Consider the following 18,642-nt stretch of genomic DNA (forward strand, 5'->3'; position numbering starts at 1 on the left):
TATGAGACACCACACTAGCCTGCGCTTAAAAGCCTGCCTTATTTCCCTCTTGCTCGTAGTGGCCATGTGCCTGTTCTTTATTCTCCTGGGTAACGGGAGCCTGCAGCTGTTGCTGGAGAAAAATCGCGAAAACCGCTACTACAACTTTCAGTTTCAGGTGGCCGGACTGATGGAGCAGTCCCGTCAGGAGGTTGTGCAGCTGGCGGAGCTGATTGCCCTCAACGATCAGGGCAGGGTAGCCAGCCGTGAGGAAATCCGCAGCGCCATGGACAGACAGTGGAGCCTGCTGGAGTACAGTTGGAAGTTGCAATCCATCAAAGTATACAGTCGCGCCGCAACGGCACCGCTGACCTGGGGGGCCCCGGGAGAACACCTCTCCAGCAAGCAGGTGGAACAGGTGCTGCTGCACGGCAATTCCCTGGAACAGATCCACTGCACGCATATCTGTGTTCAGAGCCTGGCGGTGCCGGTGCGCGCACGCGGTGGTGATTATGTATTGCAGCTGGATCGCGCCATGTCCCACCAGCTGCAGAAATTCCGTGATATGACCGGGTCCGATATCGGCATTCTCTCCGATGTGCGCCGGGAAGGGAGGGTTGCGGGGGAGGGCAGTTATCTCAAGTCCTGGGGCAGAGAAGTGCTGGCGCTGACGTCCCGGGACCGACTGCTGCCGCTGCTGTACCAGGTTTCGCGCGAAAGCGCGGATCTGCCCCGGCTGGAAGACTCGCGTATTTACCAGCTGAACAACCGTGATTACGACGTCAAAACCATGGGGATCAACGCCAGTATGGGCGGCGCGCAATTTGTATTTGTGGACGATGTGTCTGGTCAGGTGCTGCACATTCGCGAATCCCTGCAATTACTACTGCTGTTCTCGGTACTGGGCGCCCTGATCTTCAGCGCTGCGGTAGCCGGCACCCTGTGGAATCCCATCGTGCGCCTGCGCCGCCTGGCCCAGGCACTGCCACTATTGACCAACGGGCGCTTTGATGAAGCCCGGCGTTTGATTCAACCTGTGCAGAAAAATCTGGACCGGTTCGATGAACTCGATGTGCTGGATAACACCGGTCTGACGATGTGCGATCAGCTGGAAGACATGAATGAAATGGTCGGTCGCAAAACTGCGCAGCTGGAACAGATCGCCATGCACGACAGTCTTACCGGGCTGGATAACCGCTACAGTCTGCTGGAACAATTGGAGAACTATCTGTCTCAATTCCAGCGGGACGAATCCGGCAATGAGAATTTAACGGGTCCCGCGGAGCAAGGGTACCTGTTCTTTATCGATCTCGATGACTTTAAACAGGTGAATGATTGCCTGGGGCACCACAGTGGGGATGAGCTGTTGTGCATCATCGCCAAGCGATTGTTGAGTGTGATGCGCTGTGGCGATGTGGTGGCGCGTCTTGGTGGCGATGAGTTTTGTGTCTTCGTGCGGCATCTTTCCGATGCGGACACCCACCGCGCGCTGGCGGAGAAGATGTTGGAGGCGGTTGCCAAACCGGTAAAACTGGTGGGCAATATGGTGGAAGTCACCATGAGCGTGGGCGTGGTGGCGATAGAAAACCAGAGCGAGACACTGGAATCCCTGCTGCAGAAGGCGGATATGGCGATGTATCACGCCAAGCGCAACGGCAAAAATAAATATCAGCTGTATTCCCCGGGCCTGCCAACGCTCTCTGACGTGCCCTCGAAAAAAGGCGCCGCGTCCGCCACTACACTGGAACTTATCAGCGCTCAGCCGCGCTAATTGGCGTCATCCCCTTCCTCTTTCAATGCCGCTGGCTTCGGGGAGCGGTTGGCTGGTCTATTCTTTTTATAGCCCTGTATCAAATCGATAGATGGATATTGGTTCCGGAATACCCCACCCGGAAACGTCGCGCAGGAATGGGCTGAACAGCAAAAAATGCGACAGAAAGGGCTCGACAGAAAAGGAAAACACCGGCCACAAGCCGGTAACAGGATAGGAAGTCCAACTGCAACATGGCGAGTAAAATCTACACCACCCGAGATGAGCTGCTGGGCAGTTATCTGCGCAACCTTCTGGAGTCTGCCGGGTATTCGGTGCTGACTCAGCACACCCGTACGGAATCCTCTACAGAGTCCGGGCTGAACAGCCTGGACTGGTGCTCCGAACTCTGGCTGATACGGGATTCGGAATTGGCCAATGCGCGGGAGTTATTACAGGAAGCGCTGGCAGACAGTGCCTGACGCGCCCCCGGTAACCTCGATCGCTCTTATGTTCGAACGTCCTTCGGTTTAAGCATTGGTATAAACAGCAGCCGCGTTACATCTGTTCCAGTACTTCAATACCCAGCAAGTCGAGGCCAGTGGCCAGCGTACGTGCCACCAGATCACACAATTGCAGACGGCTCAGTTTCTCTTCTTCGCTTACCCCTTCTTTTAATACCGGACAGGCCTCGTAAAAGGCCATGTAGGCACTCGCCAGATCGTACAGGTAAGTACACAGCACGTGCGGGAAGGTATCTCTGGCCACCTGCTCCAGCACTTCGCTGAACTGGTTCAGCTTGATCGCCAACGTGCGCTCGGCATCGGTACCGAGAATAATCTCGCTTTTCAGGTCTGAAGGATCCACACCGGCGCGACGGAAAATACTGCGTACCCGGGTGTAAGCGTACTGCAGATAGGGAGCAGTGTTGCCCTCGAACGCCAGCATTGAGTCCCAGTTGAACACGTAATCGTTGGTGCGGGTTTTGCTGAGATCGGCATACTTCACGGCACCGATGCCCACCACGCGGCCGATCAGCTCGCGCTCTTCCTGGCTCAGGTCGGGGTTCTTTTCCGCGACCAGTGCAGTGGCGCGCTCTACCGCTTCATCCAGCAGGGCCGCCAGCTTCACAGTGCCTCCGGTGCGGGTTTTGAAAGGCTTGCCGTCTTCACCCATCATGGTGCCGAACGCGCAGTGTTCCAGAGTGACCGATTCCGGCAGGAAGCCGGCTTTGCGCGCGGTGGTAAAGGCCTGCTGCAGGTGCAGGGACTGACGCGCATCCACCACAATCACGATGCGGTCCGCTTTCAATTGATTGGCGCGGTAGCGGATACCGGCCAGGTCGGTGGTGGCGTAGAGATAGCCACCGCCTTTCTTGCGGATGATCATCGGGCTGGGGTTGCCTTCCTTGTCCGCCATCTCCTCCAGAAAGACCACGATCGCGCCCTGGTCTTCTACGGCGATACCGCGATCCAGCAGTTCCTGCACCAGTACCGGGAGGTCGTCGTTGTAACGGCTCTCGCCGTAAACGTCTTCCCGCTTCAGGGTAACGTTCAGCTTGTCGTAGATCTCTTCGCTGTGGCTGATGGAGATATCGATAAACTGCTGCCACAGTTTCAAGCACTCGGGGTCGCCGCCCTGGAGCTTGACCACATACTCCCGAGCGCGGTCGGCAAAGCCTTCCTCTTCGTCGAAGCGGACTTTGGCTTCGCGGTAGAACACTTCGAGGTCCGCCAACGCGACGGCCGCGTCTTCTTTCTGAATCTGGTCCGACAGGTGCGCCAGTAGCATGCCGAACTGGGTACCCCAGTCGCCCATATGGTTCTGGCGGATGACCCTGTGCCCCTGGAATTCCAGCAGGCGGGCCAGGGCGTCACCGATAATGGTGGAGCGCAGGTGGCCCACGTGCATTTCTTTGGCGAGGTTGGGGGCGGAATAGTCCAGTACGATGGTCTGGGGTTCTTCGACGCTGGCGATATTCAGGTGTTCATCAGCGTGGGCTGCGGCCAGGGCCTTGCCCAGCCAGGTGTCACTCAGGTGGATATTGATGAAACCGGGACCGGCAATTTCCACCTTCTCGATCATGTCTCCTTTATCCAGGTTTTCCACAATCTTCGCCGCCAGCTCGCGGGGGTTGGTGCCCACTTTCTTGGCGGCGGCCATGGCGCCATTGGCCTGGTAGTCCCCGAAGCCCGCTTTCTTTGCTGGTGCCACTGACGGGCTGCATTCGGCTGGGATACCCGCGGCGGTCATGGCGGTCTGGAAGATGTCGTTGAGCTGCTGGCGAATATTCATAGGAAACGGTGGGTCCAGGTGGAAATTCAGAGGCAATGAATAAGGGGAAGGCGGGATTTTAATGTGCGGGGGCGGCTTTGCAACCGGCGGTGTCCGGATAGCGGTTCGCGCGCGGGGGTGGAGATGGTGATGCGTCGGCAAAAATGGGATGAAAATACTGCCACGGTCATGCTGGGGTCAGATTTGTCTTGATAATAGAGGTTCGTGCTGTACAATAATTATTAATGATAATGGTTATCATTAAGGCTAAGGATCAAAAAATGGATTTGTCAGGTCTCGAGCCCGTTGACTGCGCACCGTTCAGTGTTGCAGATCACTATCTGATGGAAAGGGGAAGTGAACAGGGAAAGTGGCACCGGGTGTCATTGCCGCCGGAAAAGGGGGCGACGGAATTTATCACCTGCCGTATCTGTGAGGATATCTCGCTTACACGCAGTCTCTGCACCTTTGTCAGTCCCTTCCTGTCTCGCGTGTGTTACCCGATGGACACCACCCTGCTGGTTTTCGGCTTCCGGGGGCGTAGCGCCATTGGCTTTTCCGAGGACGATCTCTCCCACGTGGTCAGGCCCGGCGACGTCTGGATGGTCAATACCGGAGGCGAGGCTCTGTACCGTTACACACCGGCGCACGACCTGAGTGAAATGGTGGTGATCAAGTATGCCACCCGCCGAATCGGCTTCGTGTTCCCGCAACAGACGCGGGCCGTGCTTCGCGGTGACCGCCCGTGGATTGTGCGGCTGGGCTATCAGGAGTCCAACGACTCCTGGATATCCGATCTGCTGAACAACGGCTTTACCTCCTCACTGGACTGTCTGCGGGCGGAAGCCCGGGCCCTGGATGTGCTGGCGCGCTGGCTGCGGCCGCTGACCGATACGGTGGATGAGGCCCGTGTAGCCCCGGGTATCGAAGGGGACCCGCACCTGGAGCAGGCCATCCGCCTGCTCACAAGGGATCTCGCGGCAACCCCTTCTCTGGAAGAACTGTCCCGGGTTCTGGGGATGAGCCACACCCGACTGAATCGCGCCTTCAAGCGCGCGTTTGGCAAAACCGTGTTCAGCTGGCTGCGGGACTATCGCCTCGCGCGCGCGCGCGCAGCATTGAAAGACGGTCACCGCAGTATTACGGATATCGCCTTTCAATGCGGTTTCAGTAGTGCCAGTCATTTTTCCCAATCGTTCAAACAGTGTTATGGCTGCACACCGGTGGAATTCCGCAGCAGCCGCAAATTGCAGGAAGTCTATTGTGAATATGGAACCCGCTGAGCGCCCGGCGCAGAAAGTCGGGCTGGGCCTGTTGCTCGCCATCCTGGTGGCCAATGGTGTCGCCCACAGTGTATTTGTCATTGCGATGCCGATTATCGGCCGTCAACTGGGTCTGGCCGACGTGCAGACCGGCGTGATCCTCACCGTTTCCGCCGTCGTCATGATGCTTGCCGCGCCCTCCTGGGGGCGCTACAGCGAACGGGCCGGGCGGCGCGCGGTGGTGGCGGCCGGTATTCTCGCGAGCGGGATTTTCCTGTTGGCGGTTGCCGGGGTGGTATTTCTGCGCCAGAGCCTGCTGCTCACGCTGCCGCTCACCTTTTGCCTGCTGTTCGGTTTGCGTCTGCTACAAGCGGTTGGTGTTGGCGGTGTGATGCCGGCTTCCCAGGCCTACGTGGCGGATGCCACCGGGCGCGCAGCGCGGACACGTGGAATGGGCTTGATGGGGGCGGCTTTCGGGGCCGGAACCATTCTCGGAGGGGCTGCGGCGGCGATACTCGGTCAGTGGGTGGCCGTACCGGGGCTACTGGGGCTGGGAGTACTGTTGCTGCTGGTATGGTGGGGGCTGTGTCGCCGTCTGCCGGAAATCCGGCAACCCGTGCCGGGTCGCATGGCGGAGCGGGGTGCGCTGCCCTACGCAACGCTGTGGCCCATGCTGTTGCTGACATTTTGCGCGCTGTTGATATACGGCATGTTGCAACAGGTGATCGGGTTGCGCCTGCAGGATCAGTTCGGCTACAGCAGCGCCGAGGCGCTGCGCGCAACCGGAATCGCGATGATGTTGACCATGGCGGTGATGGTGATTGTGCAACTTGGGTTCCTGCGCTTCTTTGACTGGCCGGCGGTGCGCGTGCTGCGATGGGGTTGCAGCTTGTTGGTACTGGCGCTGATGTTGGCCACATTCAGCAACGGTTACGGTCAGTTGCTGATAAGCATGGTTTTGGTGGGGGGCGCGATGGGGTTGGTGTTCCCGGGTAATCTCGCTCTCCTGAGCCTGGCGGTGGGCGCGAATGCCCAGGGGCGCATTGCCGGTGTCAACGGCGTGAGCAAGGGGTTGGGCCTGGCGCTGGGGCCGGTGAGCGGCGCAGCGCTGCACCAGTTTTCTGTGTCGGCGCCGTTTGTGTTGGGAATAGTGCTGGCACTGGTCATGGTGCTGCTTGCCTTCTGGGGCTCCTACCCCGAGAAGGCGGGCACTCTACTGGAATGCGACGGGGCAGGGCAGATCTGATTTGTAAACGTTCTGCGCCACAATATCGCGGTGGATTTCGGAGGTGCCGTCAATGATGCGATACAGACGCGCATCCCGGTAGAAACTCTCCACCAGGCTGTCCTCGTGGCAGCCGCTGCCGCCGAATATCTGCAATGCGCGATCGGCGACCCGTCCCAGGGTTTCTGTAGTAAATACCTTCACCGCGGAGATATCCGCGCGGATTGCCCGGTCTGTTGCGCCCGCAGCGGCATCTATGTTTACGGCTGTTTGCATCAACAGCGCGCGCGCCGCGGCGATTTCGATGGCGCTGTCGGCGATCATCTGTCGCACCGGGCCAAACTCTCCGATGGTTTTGCCGAACTGCCGGCGGTTTGTCGCATGTTGTTTCATCAGGTGCAACAGCCGCTGGCACTTGCCCACCGCACGTGCGCCGACCTTGGCCAGACGCGCTTTTCCCAGTGTATCGCCGAGCATCCTGAAACCGTTGTTCAGTTCTCCGAGCAGGGCTCCAGGGGGCAGTTCGATATCGTGAAACAGCAACTCCCGGTGGCTGGTCCCGCGGAAACCCATCATGTGGAACGTTTTTCCCAGCTCGAACCCGGGTAGATCCCTGTCGACCAGAAACAGGGAAATGCCGCGGGCCCCCAGGCCGGGCTCGGTGACCGCCGCGACGATAAAGAAATCGCAGAATTCCGCATCACTGGTGAAATGCTTTGTGCCGGAGAGGCGCCAGCCATTGGTGGTTTTCTCGACGCGGGTGCGGATGGCAGCGGCATCGGAGCCCGCTTCCGGTTCCGATACCGCGAGGCCGCAGAAACGTTCGCCGCGGACACTGGGAAGCAGGTAGCGTTCGATCTGTTCCCCGCTTCCCGACGCCAGGCACTCGTAAACATTTCCTCCTGCGCGGCGGGCGAGAATTTCCTTGGTGGCTCCCAGTTGCTCTTGCAGCAATATGTTTTCCACCGTGGAAAACCCCTGGCCGCCAAACTGTTTGCCGATATTGCCGGCAAACAAGCCCGCGACACGGGCTTTTTCCACAATGGTGTTTGAGACGCCAAGCGATAACCCGCGCTCCGTTTCAAGGCCTGCTTCCAGTGGCAGGAGTTCTTTTTTGACAAACAGGCGTGCCCGTTCGACCAGTTCCCGCTGCGATTGGCTGATGGGATTCACTGAGATTTGCTCCGTTCAATTAATCCAGAAACGTCGACATGTCTCTACAGACATTGTCGAAAGCGAGAATGAACTGGGAGGCCTCCGCTTCGGTCAGCACCAACGGTGGCTGGATACGCATGATGCGGTTGCTGTTGGCCGTCAGGAAGGTGAGGATGCCATGCTCTTGGGACAGCTTGCTGACGAAGCGCAGTACGAACATGTCCTGCATACTGGATTCCAGTTCCGCAATGGCCTTGTCCAGGTGACGCTTGGCACTGTCCGGTAGCATGCGGTAGCTGCTGCGGGGGGTCCAGGGAAGACGGTGGGCGAGTTCCTGTACCGTGGATTCGATACTGCCCTCGAAAGACTGGCAGAATTCGATGGCCAGCATCAGCCCGCGTCCGCGCACCGCGTGTATGAAGGGGTACTGGGCGGCAATTTCACGCAGCGCGTCGAGCAACCGGGCGCCGACAAGCCGCGCATTTTCCGCGAGGTTTTCCTCCTCGATAACATCCAGTGTCGCCAGTGCCGTTGCCGCTGCCAGATTGCCGCCACCAAAGGTGGAGGTGTGCAGAATACAGCGGTCGATACTGCCGTAGGCCGTGTCCCAGAGCGTTGGCGAACACAGCGTTGCGCCGATGGGAATGGCGCCGCCGGACAGGGATTTCGACAGCACCAGAATATCCGGTACAACGTTTTCCCATTCGCAGCAGAACAGTTTGCCGGTGCGCCCCAGGCCCGTTTGCACTTCGTCGAGAATCAGCAGGGCGCCGTAGTGTGTGCACAGCCTGCGCACCTCACTCAGGTAACCGTCGGCCGGAACAATAGCCCCGCCTTCCCCCTGAATGGGTTCGATCACCAGCGCCCGCACATCGCCTCTGCGCAGTTCGGTTTCGAGAGATTCGAGACAACCGAACGGAATTTCGCTGCACTGGGGCAGCAGTGGCTCGAAGGCATTGCGGTGCCGCTGGCGTCCGGTTACCGAGAGCGCGCCGAGGGTCTTGCCGTGGTAGCCGTTCTCGCAGTACAGCAGGCGCCCGCCGTCGGTGGCCGCCAGTGCGAGTTTGATGGCGGCCTCCACGGCCTCGGTGCCCGAGTTGCTGAAAAATACCCGCGACAGGTCGCCGGGAGCCAGCTGGCTCAGACGCTCCGCCAGCAGGGTGGTGTGGTAGGGCACGGAGACATACTGCACGAACGTCGGGTGTCCCGCTGTCAGGTATGCCTGGATGGCCGCGGTGACCTGGGGGTGATTGTGGCCGGTATTCAGGCAGCCGTAGCCGGCAACGAAATCCAGGTAGCGGGTGCCGTCCAGATCCGTCAACGTGCAGCCACTGCCGGACTGGAAGACGCGCTCGCAGTGGTTGAACTGGTAGAACTCGGCAAGTAGCGGATTGATGTGGCGGCGGAAGCGCGCCAGGCTTGCTTCGCGTTGCTCCCCATGGTTCAACGCCATGGCACTTTGGTTACCGCTGCGGTGGTGTGGCTGCAGCTCGCGGTAGTGTTCGTCGCCGATGCGTTCGCCGCCACTGGCCATGGGACCGGTGGTAAATCCGTGTTTCTGCGCGAGTGCGCCGATTTCCAGCACCTTTTCCGGTGGCAGAACCCGGCCGAGGGAATAGTTGTCGCGGCGACCTTCCAGGGACAGGATCAGGGTTTCCGCCAGGCAACCGTTCATAAACATTTTCGGGGCGAAGTTGCCGGCAGCCTCACCGAAACTGACTTCCGGCCCCGCGGATATCAGGCCACCGTCGATCAGCAGGATATCGCTGCGGACGCTCTGCACCGGTAGCACATCCCGCGGCAGGGCCGCATCCACCACCACACTGCCCGATTGCAATTTGGCCGGGTCGATCACTCCCCCGGTGGAGGTGGCGGCGACGTAGAAACGGTGGGTGTCGTAGCAATCTTCCATGCGATTGCTCAGCCGGATGATGGAGTGAAACGCCTGCGGGATATAGCCGAGAAGTTGTTCGCGTTTTTCAGCTCCCCCCCGGTGTACCAGCGTCAGGCGACAACCCTGTTCGAGAAGGAGCAGGGCAATTGCCAGCGCGATAGAGCCCGGAAACCCGACTACTGCCACTTCCGCGTCCGCCGGAGAAACGCCGAGCTTTTCCATGGCCTGCAACAGGTTCCGGTAGGCGGCGTAGGCGGTGAGGGAATTACCGGTGGTTACCGGGATCTTTACTTTTTCCGCAGTATTTACCCCGCGGTTGCCGACAATGCCGGTAAAACCACCCAGACCGACGATCTCCGCCCCGCGCGCTTTCAGGTCTTCGATTCCCGCCTCCACGCGCCGCGCCACGGCGCGGGGGTCGGCCAGCATTTCCTCGGCAGTCAGCGGCATGTAGTCGACGATGCCACTGCAGCGGGCGCCGGTGCTGCTCACCACTTCATCCAGTGCGAAGAAGGGAACAAGGTTGCGCCACTGCCACAGCTCCGGAGAAAAACCCCGGTCCTGTTCGCGAAAACTGCGCTCGGTCAGGTCGATCAATTTGGCGTGGCGTTTGAGACCCACCGACGTGGGGTGGGCGATAAATCCGAATTTCATGTTGCTTCCCGGTTGTGGAACTGTTGTGGGCCGTTTTATCCGCACTCGGCTCGGTGCCAGGCGGATTCCGATAGCAGGCTGAGACCGTCTCCATCTGAATCGTGCGCGATCAGCACTTCGGCGATATTCACCGCGCCGCGCCGTGTGATCATGGTGTGTAGATGCTGTGTGTCGCAGGTATTGAAGCGATGGTGGTATACCGGTACATCGCCACTGGATTGCACGAAATCACCGGTGTCCAGTCGCGCGGGCACCACCACCTGGCTGCCGTCTTTGCTCGAACTGCGCGCGTCCAGATAGGTTCGAATCATCGACAGAACGCCATTACACAGATAAAAGAGGTTCACGCTGATGTGGTCGCGTCGCGGATTGTTAGCCAGCGCCTCTGCCAGCCGGTGGTGGATGTCAGGGACCAGGGCGCGGGCGCCGTCGCCGATGAACGCAAGTACATTGTGTCGGCTGGTGCGGGCGATGTAGGGCAGCGCGGACAGTGCATCGCCCATCAGCGCGCGCCCGTACCAGCCGGAAAACCCGGGATCCGTGCGCGGAATATTTCGCAGTGCGGAAAGGCCGCCGCGCCCCACGTCATATACGCCGGTGTAGCGATAGTTTTCCTCTTGTATCAGGCGGTGAACCAGTTTTCCCATGTGCATGGTGAAATAGCTGGCAGACATGGGCAGGGTGTCGAGGTAGTCCACCGGCACCCCCTCTTCCATTTGCTGGACCTTGTGCAGTGCCTCTCGACGGAGCGCCAACACTTGTGGGTCCACGTCCAGCCGCTGCAGCACGGTATCGAGAAATTCGTTGAGGGAAAGTGACAGCGCAATATCGGTGAAAGGCGATATATGCGCGGTGTTTTTATTGACCTGCACAATCCGCAGGTTGCGCGCTAGTTTGCTGTCGGAAAATGGCGTGGCTGCCTGATCTATTTTGCTTTTCAGGAAAAAGAGACACTGGGATTCGACGTCGTGCAGCTTTCCGTTCTGGTGCAGAAAGTGATAGAGCCTGCGGCTGAAGGCGTAGACGCCACAGGCGCCCAGATAGTTTGGATTGGGGGTGCCGTCTTCGTAGGGAGAGACCGAGCCCGGGTGCGTCAGTGCATCTGCCAGACCGATCCCCGCGCGCTCCGCGATCTGGTAAACCTGTTTTCGCTGTGCGGCGGAGAGTGGGCCGCAGTACCACAGCAGGCGGGTGCGCGAGTGGTTGATGATTTCTACCGCCGCATCGATCTGTGCTTCCCGTTGTGAGTTGCCGGCCGCATCTGCTACAGCGGCGATGCGCGGAGCGGGTATTTCCAGCGCCACATGCTCCTTGCTTTCGAGTACGCCGGGTGTGGCAAAAATGAATACCGGCCCCGGCTCGTCCCGCAGCCGGGCCAGGGCGCGCCCCAGTTGCGCGGGGATGTCTTTGCGCTCGTGGATATAGAAATGGGGAATACCGCGCGCTGCGATTACCTGGCGTCCGTCCGTCTCGGGATCGAGCGTACCCTGGAAGGCGTACCAGGACTGTTCGGGGCTGTCGGCGCAGATGATCAGTCCCGGTGCGCGGGCTCTGTGGAGATTGGAGAGAGTGCCGCGAAACTCATCGATCATGCCTGAGGTCACCGTGATGACGTAGGCCCTTTGGTATAGCTGCCATCCCGCCAGTGCGCCTGCGGCGAGGCTGTGTTCATTGTTGCCGGTCAGACAGCGGGGTGCCTGTGTAGTGGTGTCGTCACTGCTGAGGCGGTGCATAGAGCGGATGAAGTTGGCCACCATGGAGCCGGTGTAATAGTGGAAATCCCAGTGCGCCGGCCAGTTTGTCTGCATAAAGCCATAGATACCGGTGGCGAGCGCTACGGGATCATCAGCGGCTTTCAACGCGCGCGCCAGTATCTTATTCAGATAGCAGAAATCCAGATGATCCAACAGCAGTTTGAGCAGGCCGGCGCGGTCCGTTTCCGGCATATTCCGATGAACCCGCAGCTTGATACTGCCGTCCACATAGCCCAGCGCATCATCCAGTTCGCGCATGGGAATCAGCAGGTTTTTCGAGTGGGGTGACAGGCGGCTGACGCGGCAGTGACGACTGAGGACGGTGAAGGGATCCGGCGCGTCGTCGCGATGGGTATGGGGGAAGGGCACGCATTCGGTATCTACAAAGAAAATATCGAATGTCGCCGGGTTGGCGGTAAGCGTGCACACGGCATCGTCCAGGCTGGTGTACTGCCGCAGGGAAAACGTGAAGCGGTTTTTTCTGCCAGTGTGCGAGAAAAACTGCCGGGCCTGGTGGCTGGTCGCGGAGAATAATTCTGCCTGGCTGCAGTTGCTGTAACCGGCATTCGCGTTCACGGTGTATTGCGCGCGCACTTCTGCGACCTCGCCCGTCGATGAAACACCAACCGTTTCACCCGAATCCTGGATGGCGTGCAGAAACGTCATCACCTGATCCAGGTCTTCGCGCAATAGCAATTTGTCCGAGACTACACAAATTCCGATTTCGTGGTTTTCGGTCCTGTTCATAATTTCCCTTGTGACCGTTCGTTAGATAGTGTCTGGATCAATGGCGCCAGCGGCAATTAACAGCGCCTGCAACAGAAAAAAATATCCCCACGCGGTCTCACCCAGCGTTTCCCCGCCGGCGGTTCCGCGAAAGCTGCAACCGAAAAAGCGGGCTTCGCCGCTGGATGTATTCCAGGAGAAGAAAGGGGAATCGAGCAACTGTTGCAAAAGTCGGGTGGCGCGATCGCGCCAGTGGTTGTCGCCCCCATCGAGTTTGTACATCGCGATGGCGGTAATCAGTGTGGCGGATGGGTCCGGTATTACCGGATCGCCGTCTTGCTGGCTGGGAGGAAAGTCCTGCCCGTGGCGCTGCCACCAGAGATCGCAGTGGCGCTCGGCCAGGTCGCGGTACTGCGAATCCCACAGCCGCGCCGCGGAGGCCAGGCCCAGCAGTCCCCAACTGTTCCCCCGCGCCCACTGGCCGGCGCGCCCCAGGGGGCGTGCGCCGGCCGTGTCGATGCTGGCATTGGTGTAAAAATTGCCGTCATCCGCCAACAGGTGCTGGGTGACACTGCGGGCATGGCGGCGCGCGCTGTCGCGCGTGTTCTCGTCGCCGTACTGGAGCAGGCGCAGAAGAGCGGCGAAGGCGTCGACGTTGAGTGTTCGGGGGCCGTTCGGCCCGCCGCCAAGCGCGCTTCCGAGAGGGTAAAAGGACAGCCGTTCATTGAAACTCTGGGCCAGGGCGCGGGCCGCGGCGGCGGCCAGTTCCCGACACGATGGATGGTTGAACAGGGCGATACCGGGCGCCGTCGCATACCAGAAGATCATGCTGCGAAACTGGGTGTCCTGGTGCAGTTTGGCGGCTAGTTGTCTGCAGATGGACAGCGCCCGTGCGCGGTCAGCGGCGCGCCCGCTCAGGTGTGCCTGCAGCCACCAGCATCCGCTCCAGAAACCGCCCATCCAGGAGCCGCCGGCAGACAGTTGCCACTGCGGATTGTGCTGCTCGCGGAACAGCGGCACCGCGTCGCCACAGTCCTCCGCCAGGCGCGACAGGTAGCGCCCGATGGCGCGGGCGCATGAGCGGGGCGCGGTGGCGGGTTTGGCGACGGTGGCTTGCGCGGAAGTGGTCATTGCGGCTGCGCCTCCCCGGGCAGGTTTCGGCGCAGATACTCAGCCAGCAAGCCACAAAGCAGGCCGCTGAGCACGAGGAGGACCACCAGCCCGAGCCAGCCGCTGAGATAGCCGGAGTTGGCAGCCAGTTGTCCGAACAGCAGAGAACCGCACGCGAGGCCGGAGAAAAAGGCCGCGGACACCATCCCGGAGGCCTGGGTGACGGAGCCGAATTCCGGGCCCTTCACCAGCATGCCCATGGCGATGGCGTTGCTGGCAACGATGCTGAGACCGATGCCCGCCACGCCGGTGTAGAGCAACCACAGATGATCCGCTGCGACGGAGGCGGTGACGCAGACCGCTGCGACTGCGACGGCGACCAGAGTGAGCAGGCACAGCGCCTGGTTATCGAAGCGGGCGGCGATGGGAGTCAGAGCAATGCGGGACAACATGCCTGTCACCCCGAACAAAGTAACGAGCTGCGCCGCCTCCCGCGGGCCCAACCCCAGACTGATGCCGAACGCCGGCACGGCGGTCACATAGGCTGATAGCACCGCACCGATACAACCCTGGGCGAGCATCAACAGCACCAGCGGCCGATTGGGCGGCGCCAGACTCAGTTGTGCGCGGTGCGCGACGCGCGGTGGGGCGAGTGCGGCCGCCGCCAGTGCACCCAGCAGTGCTGCGGGCACCAGGGACAGAAAGGCCGCCCGCCAACTCCAGCCGGCGGCAATGACCGGCAGCACCAGCCCCGCGAACAGGGCTGCCAGTTGCACGCCGGACTGCTTCAGTCCCACCATGCCCGCCCGCTTTGCCGGGGGGATCCGCAGGGCGATCAACTGGTTGGTGACTGGATTGGCGGTGGCCTGGGAGAGGCCGCAGATCGCTACGCTGGCGACGAGCAATGGCAGTGAGTCGGCCCTGCTTATCAACAGAAAAGACAGTGCCACGGCAAAGAAATGCAGTGCGAAGCTGACCCTGAGTCCGAGCCGGTCGACAATGCTTCCCGCAAACAGCGATAGCAGTGCGGCGAGCCCAAACGAGGCCAGCACCAGATAACCGAGAGATTCGACTGCAACACCGAGATCCGCGGACACGTAGGCGCCGAGACTGCCGGTAGCGTAGAGAATCAGCATCGGCAGGGCCATGGCCAGCAGTAGTACTGTACCAGTGGCGGACATCGCAAGCCCCTTTACGGGCCTTGGTGCCGGTGACTCCGCCCGGGCCGACGGCGATGGCGATGGGGGCATAGTGTATTCCTCACTTCTCCGCGTGGTATCAGATGGCCAGCGGCAGGGGTTCGCCGGCAGTGTCGCCGAGGGAGGCGGCGCCCGCCGCCAGCGCGCGTTTGTCCACCTTGCCTGCCGGCGTCATCGGTAATTGGCGATGGAACTGCAGGTACTCAGGAAGCTTGTTGACTTCCAGTCCGCGGGATTTGAGGAACTCGCCCAGCTCGCGCAGTGACATGCGCTCTGCCCCCTCGCGCAGGGTCAGGCAGATACACACGCGCTGCCCCATTTCCGCGTCCGGCACCGGTACGCAGGCGACGCTGACGACGTCGGGATGCGCGGTGGCAGTCTGCTCGATCTGCAGCGGGCTGATATTGGAGCCTCCGCGGATGATGACGTCCTTTTTGCGTCCCAACAGGACCAGATTGCCCGCATCGTCGATGCGACCGAGATCGCCGGTATACACCCAGCCCTGTTCGTCGCGGTGACTGCGGTCCAGTTCCGGTGCGTTCACGTATTGCATTGGAGAGAGTGGGCCACGGCCGGCGATCTCGCCGATTTCGCCCCGGGGCAGGGGCTGGCGCTCGTCATCAACGATGCGGATGTCACAGACACTGGGGTTGGGTTTGCCGATAGACGCACTCAGTGTTTCCGGCGAGTCGTCCAGGGTGTGATGACAGTTGATTCCGTCGGCGGAGCCATAAAGGCCGATCAGTGGGCAGCCGAAAGCGCGCACGCAGCGGTCGCGGGTGGCGGTATCCATGGCCGCGCCTCCGCTTACCAGCGCGGTGAGGCACGACAGGTCCAGCTGCTGAAGTTCCGGCGCGACGGCCATGCGCTGAAACATGGTGGGTACGCCGAGGATATGGGTAGGTTTGTGCTGTGCAATGGCGTCGATGGCCGCTTCCGCGCTGAATTCCGGCAGCACCACAATGGAGCCGCCCAGCCATGCGAGCACTCCACAGGTGGCGCTGGAGCCAAACGCGGTGCCCAGGGGCATCAGGTATAGGGCGCGAAATTCCTGTTCCGGCATTTTCATCCGCTCCAGGAAGCGGCCGCGTCCTCCCAGCAGGGCGTTGTGGGAATACGCCACCAATTTGGGCTCGGATTCGGTGCCGGATGAAATGAGGAAGCGCGCCGGGGCGTCCGCATTGACCGCTTCAGGTTCGGTGAGGGGGGCAGCCTGCAGCAGATCATCGAAGCTGCGCCAGGGGCCTGAATCCGGATTTTCGCCGTGTACCACCAGTACCCGCAGGGAGAGCGCCACGCGGCGCACGTCGTCGACAATCTCACAGTAGTCGATGTCCCGGTGACGCCGGTCCACGATCACGGCACGGGCGTCGGTGCGTTTCAGTACCGATTCCATATCCAGCCGACCGCGACCCGCGGGCATAGGGCAGGCAATGGCACCGAGGGCCGCGCACGCCAGATCGATCGCGCACGACCGCCAGCTGTTGGCCATCTGGTAGACAACGACATCGCCGTTGACGATACCGAGCTCCTTGAAACTGCCGGCAATCCTTTCTGCTGCCTCCCGCAACTGCGCGTAGCTGGTAATGCCGTCGGGCTCCAGCACCGCCGGGGTATCCGGTAGGTCTCCCGCTTTGCTGCAGAACATTTGATACACACTGCGGTTAGGGTAGTAGCCCGCTTTTTTCCATTCTTCCCGAAGGGTAGCGGGAACGAGATCCAAAAGGCCGGTGTGGTTCATGAGAATCTCCAGGGTGGGGTGACACGAGTGTAAGAATCCGTATGCAAGTCGCCGTTAAAGTGCGATTGCTGCGGCAGATCGCGCAGATTTTCGATGACAAGGTTCCCGTATGCCTCTGCTAGTGGCGGTTCCAGCAGTGGCGTGTCCATACGGCAGGCGTGCAGGTGGGGCTGGCCAAGCAGTGTGGCTGCGCCCAACAGCGAGGTGTTTGCCTCACCGCCGCGGTGACAGAAACTCCTGCTCAACAAGCCCAGCAGCACGCCCTGGGCTGCGAGGATGCCGCCGAGCAGATCCAACGCGGTGAACAGGGTGCCGCCGCCGTGGCCTCCGGTGCGACCGATCAGGTCGGCCAGGCCAGAGTAGGCCTGCACCGTGAAATCTGTGCCGGGGATATCCAGCGCACCGTCCAGCTGTCCCCAGGCCCCGGCGTGGGTGTACACAAGGCCGGGACTGGCCGCGGCCAGCTGCCGGTAATCCAGCCCCAATTCTTCTGCTTTGCCCGGGGCCCAGTTGTGCAGGAACACCTGCGCATCAGAAACCAGCTCCACCAGTTGCGCGCGCCCGGCTGCGCTCTTGATGTCGATCTCAATCACTTCTTTGTGGTGATTGAGGGCGTCGAAGCGCGCGGAGCAATCCGCCACCAGTGGCGGCATACCCCGCAATGGATCCCCGCCGGGTGGCTCTATGCGGATGACCCGCGCGCCGAGCAGGCTCAGCAGGTGTCCTGCCATCGGGCCCTGAATACGGCGGCAGGATTCCACCACCGTCAGTCCGCTCAGGGGCAGATCCTGCCCGCGGGGCGGCGGCAGTGGTGTATCGGTCGGCGTTGCCGGATGCAACTGCCAGGGGCCTGATTGCAGCAGTTCCTCGACGTCGCTGTCGCGCGCGCGCTCCTCAATGGTGCGCTGTCGGCACAGGGCGACACCGGCCTCACTGCAGATGCGAGTGACCTGGGCGAAGCTCAGTTTCGCCAGACGCTTGTGCAGGCGTTCGGGCAGCGGACAGATACCTTTGGCATAGCGCTGCAGGAAGGACTGCCAGCCTCTGCCTGCTTCCACCGGTTCCAGTCCCAGCGCGTCGCACAGCCGGCGCCAGGGATCGGCGGAAAGCGTTTCCAGCTCGAAGCGCACGCCGTCCGCGGATCGGAACGGCGGCCGCAGCCCCGCGTCGTGGTGCCCGGGCAGGATTTCCTCCGCATCTTCCCCGGTGGTCGCACCGGCGAGGTACTGACCGGCGCAGAGCAACCCGGCGGACGCCATGGATACCCGGCTGCGGGAAATGCCCAGGCCGCGGCGGCGTGCCAGAGCCGTTGCGAGGCAGGCCTGGAGTGCCAGCGTTGCGGAGACGGTAGACAGGTAGGGCAGTGGAATCGGCTGAGCCTTACCTGTTGCCCGGCCGTGCACCGACATCAGTCCGGTAGCCGCCTGCAGGGTAGTTTCACAACCGGCGCGCTGTTCCGAATCGGACCAGAAGCTGAACCGGCATTCGACCGATTCAAAATCCGGTGTGATAAAAGTAAGGGGCAGGTTGGTGCTGGCATCCATCAGGGAGTGGTTCTCCACCTGGATGCCCAGCGCCCGGCATTGGAAGAGCAGTGCGTTGACCACCGGCTGCAGTGCCGGTGAGGCGTGCTGAAAGTTGCCGACGATCGCGCAATTGGAGAAAAAATTATTGATGTCCACAATGACTGAAGCCGTTTGAATCGTTGTGAAAGAAAGTACGCTGGAAAGGCGTTCCTTTGCTTTCATTTCCTCAACGGAAAAATGTCATTTGGTGAGCTTTCCACTATGGCAAGTCGCGAACACGGGTGGTTGCCGAATTGAATATTCGTTTTATGGATTGCACTTCTGGAGAGTGGGAGATAGGGGAGGGAGGTGTGTGAGGGGCGAAAGGGAAGAGAGATGAGAAAGGCTGCGGGG

The 18,642-nt window shown here is 60.9% G+C and carries 12 protein-coding genes; 4 read left to right on the forward strand and 8 right to left on the reverse strand.

Translation table 11 applies throughout. The annotated features are described in order from the left end of the window. Position 1: 1 nt before the first annotated feature. Entirely contained in the window at positions 2-1,750 is a 1,749-nt protein-coding gene (locus LPW13_RS02310) for a diguanylate cyclase domain-containing protein (RefSeq protein ID WP_230437839.1), read from the forward strand. Positions 1,751-1,983: 233 nt separating this feature from the next. Next, positions 1,984-2,211 carry a putative signal transducing protein gene (locus LPW13_RS02315; RefSeq protein ID WP_230437840.1) on the forward strand — a complete coding sequence of 76 codons (228 nt, stop codon included), beginning with the start codon at positions 1,984-1,986 and terminating at the stop codon, positions 2,209-2,211. 76 nt (positions 2,212-2,287) lie between these two features. On the opposite strand, the gene argS is transcribed toward LPW13_RS02315, so the two are convergent. Next, positions 2,288-4,024 (reverse strand): arginine--tRNA ligase, encoded by a 1,737-nt coding sequence (argS, locus tag LPW13_RS02320; RefSeq protein WP_230437841.1) that lies wholly within the window; start codon positions 4,022-4,024, stop codon positions 2,288-2,290. A 260-nt stretch (positions 4,025-4,284) separates the two neighbouring features. On the opposite strand from argS, the gene LPW13_RS02325 reads away from it, so the two are divergent. Together LPW13_RS02325 and LPW13_RS02330 are read left to right on the forward strand one after the other, a co-directional pair. After that, positions 4,285-5,286 carry a helix-turn-helix domain-containing protein gene (locus LPW13_RS02325; protein ID WP_230437842.1) on the forward strand — a complete coding sequence of 334 codons (1,002 nt, stop codon included), beginning with the start codon at positions 4,285-4,287 and terminating at the stop codon, positions 5,284-5,286. Next, entirely contained in the window at positions 5,273-6,511 is a 1,239-nt protein-coding gene (locus tag LPW13_RS02330; protein ID WP_230439137.1) for an MFS transporter, read from the forward strand. The genes LPW13_RS02325 and LPW13_RS02330 overlap by 14 nt, the downstream gene beginning before the upstream one ends. Here LPW13_RS02330 and LPW13_RS02335 read toward each other — a convergent pair. From LPW13_RS02335 to LPW13_RS02365, 7 genes are all read right to left on the reverse strand, one after another. Next, entirely contained in the window at positions 6,479-7,663 is a 1,185-nt protein-coding gene (locus tag LPW13_RS02335) for an acyl-CoA dehydrogenase family protein (protein ID WP_230437843.1), read from the reverse strand. The two genes, LPW13_RS02330 and LPW13_RS02335, sit on opposite strands and share 33 nt — an antisense overlap. Before the next feature lie 19 nt (positions 7,664-7,682). Then, positions 7,683-10,193 (reverse strand): aminotransferase class III-fold pyridoxal phosphate-dependent enzyme, encoded by a 2,511-nt coding sequence (locus LPW13_RS02340; protein ID WP_230437844.1) that lies wholly within the window; start codon positions 10,191-10,193, stop codon positions 7,683-7,685. Between the two features lie 35 nt (positions 10,194-10,228). After that, positions 10,229-12,694: a hypothetical protein gene (locus LPW13_RS02345; RefSeq protein WP_230437845.1), complete on the reverse strand. Its 2,466-nt coding sequence runs from the start codon at positions 12,692-12,694 to the stop codon at positions 10,229-10,231. Positions 12,695-12,715: 21 nt separating this feature from the next. Beyond that, positions 12,716-13,804, reverse strand: a complete 1,089-nt coding sequence (locus LPW13_RS02350; protein WP_230437846.1) for a hypothetical protein — start codon at positions 13,802-13,804, stop codon at positions 12,716-12,718. Further along, positions 13,801-14,964: an MFS transporter gene (locus LPW13_RS02355; protein WP_230437847.1), complete on the reverse strand. Its 1,164-nt coding sequence runs from the start codon at positions 14,962-14,964 to the stop codon at positions 13,801-13,803. The genes LPW13_RS02350 and LPW13_RS02355 overlap by 4 nt, the downstream gene beginning before the upstream one ends. A 97-nt stretch (positions 14,965-15,061) precedes the next feature. Then, positions 15,062-16,723 (reverse strand): class I adenylate-forming enzyme family protein, encoded by a 1,662-nt coding sequence (locus LPW13_RS02360; protein WP_230437848.1) that lies wholly within the window; start codon positions 16,721-16,723, stop codon positions 15,062-15,064. Then, positions 16,720-18,471, reverse strand: a complete 1,752-nt coding sequence (locus tag LPW13_RS02365) for a CoA transferase (protein ID WP_230437849.1) — start codon at positions 18,469-18,471, stop codon at positions 16,720-16,722. The genes LPW13_RS02360 and LPW13_RS02365 overlap by 4 nt, the downstream gene beginning before the upstream one ends. Positions 18,472-18,642: the final 171 nt, after the last annotated feature.

It is taken from the genome of Microbulbifer celer (genome assembly GCF_020991125.1).
Taxonomy (GTDB): domain Bacteria; phylum Pseudomonadota; class Gammaproteobacteria; order Pseudomonadales; family Cellvibrionaceae; genus Microbulbifer; species Microbulbifer celer.

Bases quoted from the DNA above. Each gene is read 5' to 3' on its own strand.
- LPW13_RS02340 (WP_230437844.1), bottom strand. From the start codon at position 10,193: ATGAAATTCGGATTTATCGCCCACCCCACGTCGGTGGGTCTCAAACGC.
- LPW13_RS02325 (WP_230437842.1), top strand. From the start codon at position 4,285: ATGGATTTGTCAGGTCTCGAGCCCGTTGACTGCGCACCGTTCAGTGTT.
- LPW13_RS02330 (WP_230439137.1), top strand. From the start codon at position 5,273: ATGGAACCCGCTGAGCGCCCGGCGCAGAAAGTCGGGCTGGGCCTGTTG.
- LPW13_RS02310 (WP_230437839.1), top strand. From the start codon at position 2: ATGAGACACCACACTAGCCTGCGCTTAAAAGCCTGCCTTATTTCCCTC.
- LPW13_RS02315 (WP_230437840.1), top strand. From the start codon at position 1,984: ATGGCGAGTAAAATCTACACCACCCGAGATGAGCTGCTGGGCAGTTAT.
- LPW13_RS02360 (WP_230437848.1), bottom strand. From the start codon at position 16,723: ATGAACCACACCGGCCTTTTGGATCTCGTTCCCGCTACCCTTCGGGAA.
- argS (WP_230437841.1), bottom strand. From the start codon at position 4,024: ATGAATATTCGCCAGCAGCTCAACGACATCTTCCAGACCGCCATGACC.
- LPW13_RS02345 (WP_230437845.1), bottom strand. From the start codon at position 12,694: ATGAACAGGACCGAAAACCACGAAATCGGAATTTGTGTAGTCTCGGAC.
- LPW13_RS02365 (WP_230437849.1), bottom strand. From the start codon at position 18,471: ATGAAAGCAAAGGAACGCCTTTCCAGCGTACTTTCTTTCACAACGATT.
- LPW13_RS02355 (WP_230437847.1), bottom strand. From the start codon at position 14,964: ATGTCCGCCACTGGTACAGTACTACTGCTGGCCATGGCCCTGCCGATG.
- LPW13_RS02350 (WP_230437846.1), bottom strand. From the start codon at position 13,804: ATGACCACTTCCGCGCAAGCCACCGTCGCCAAACCCGCCACCGCGCCC.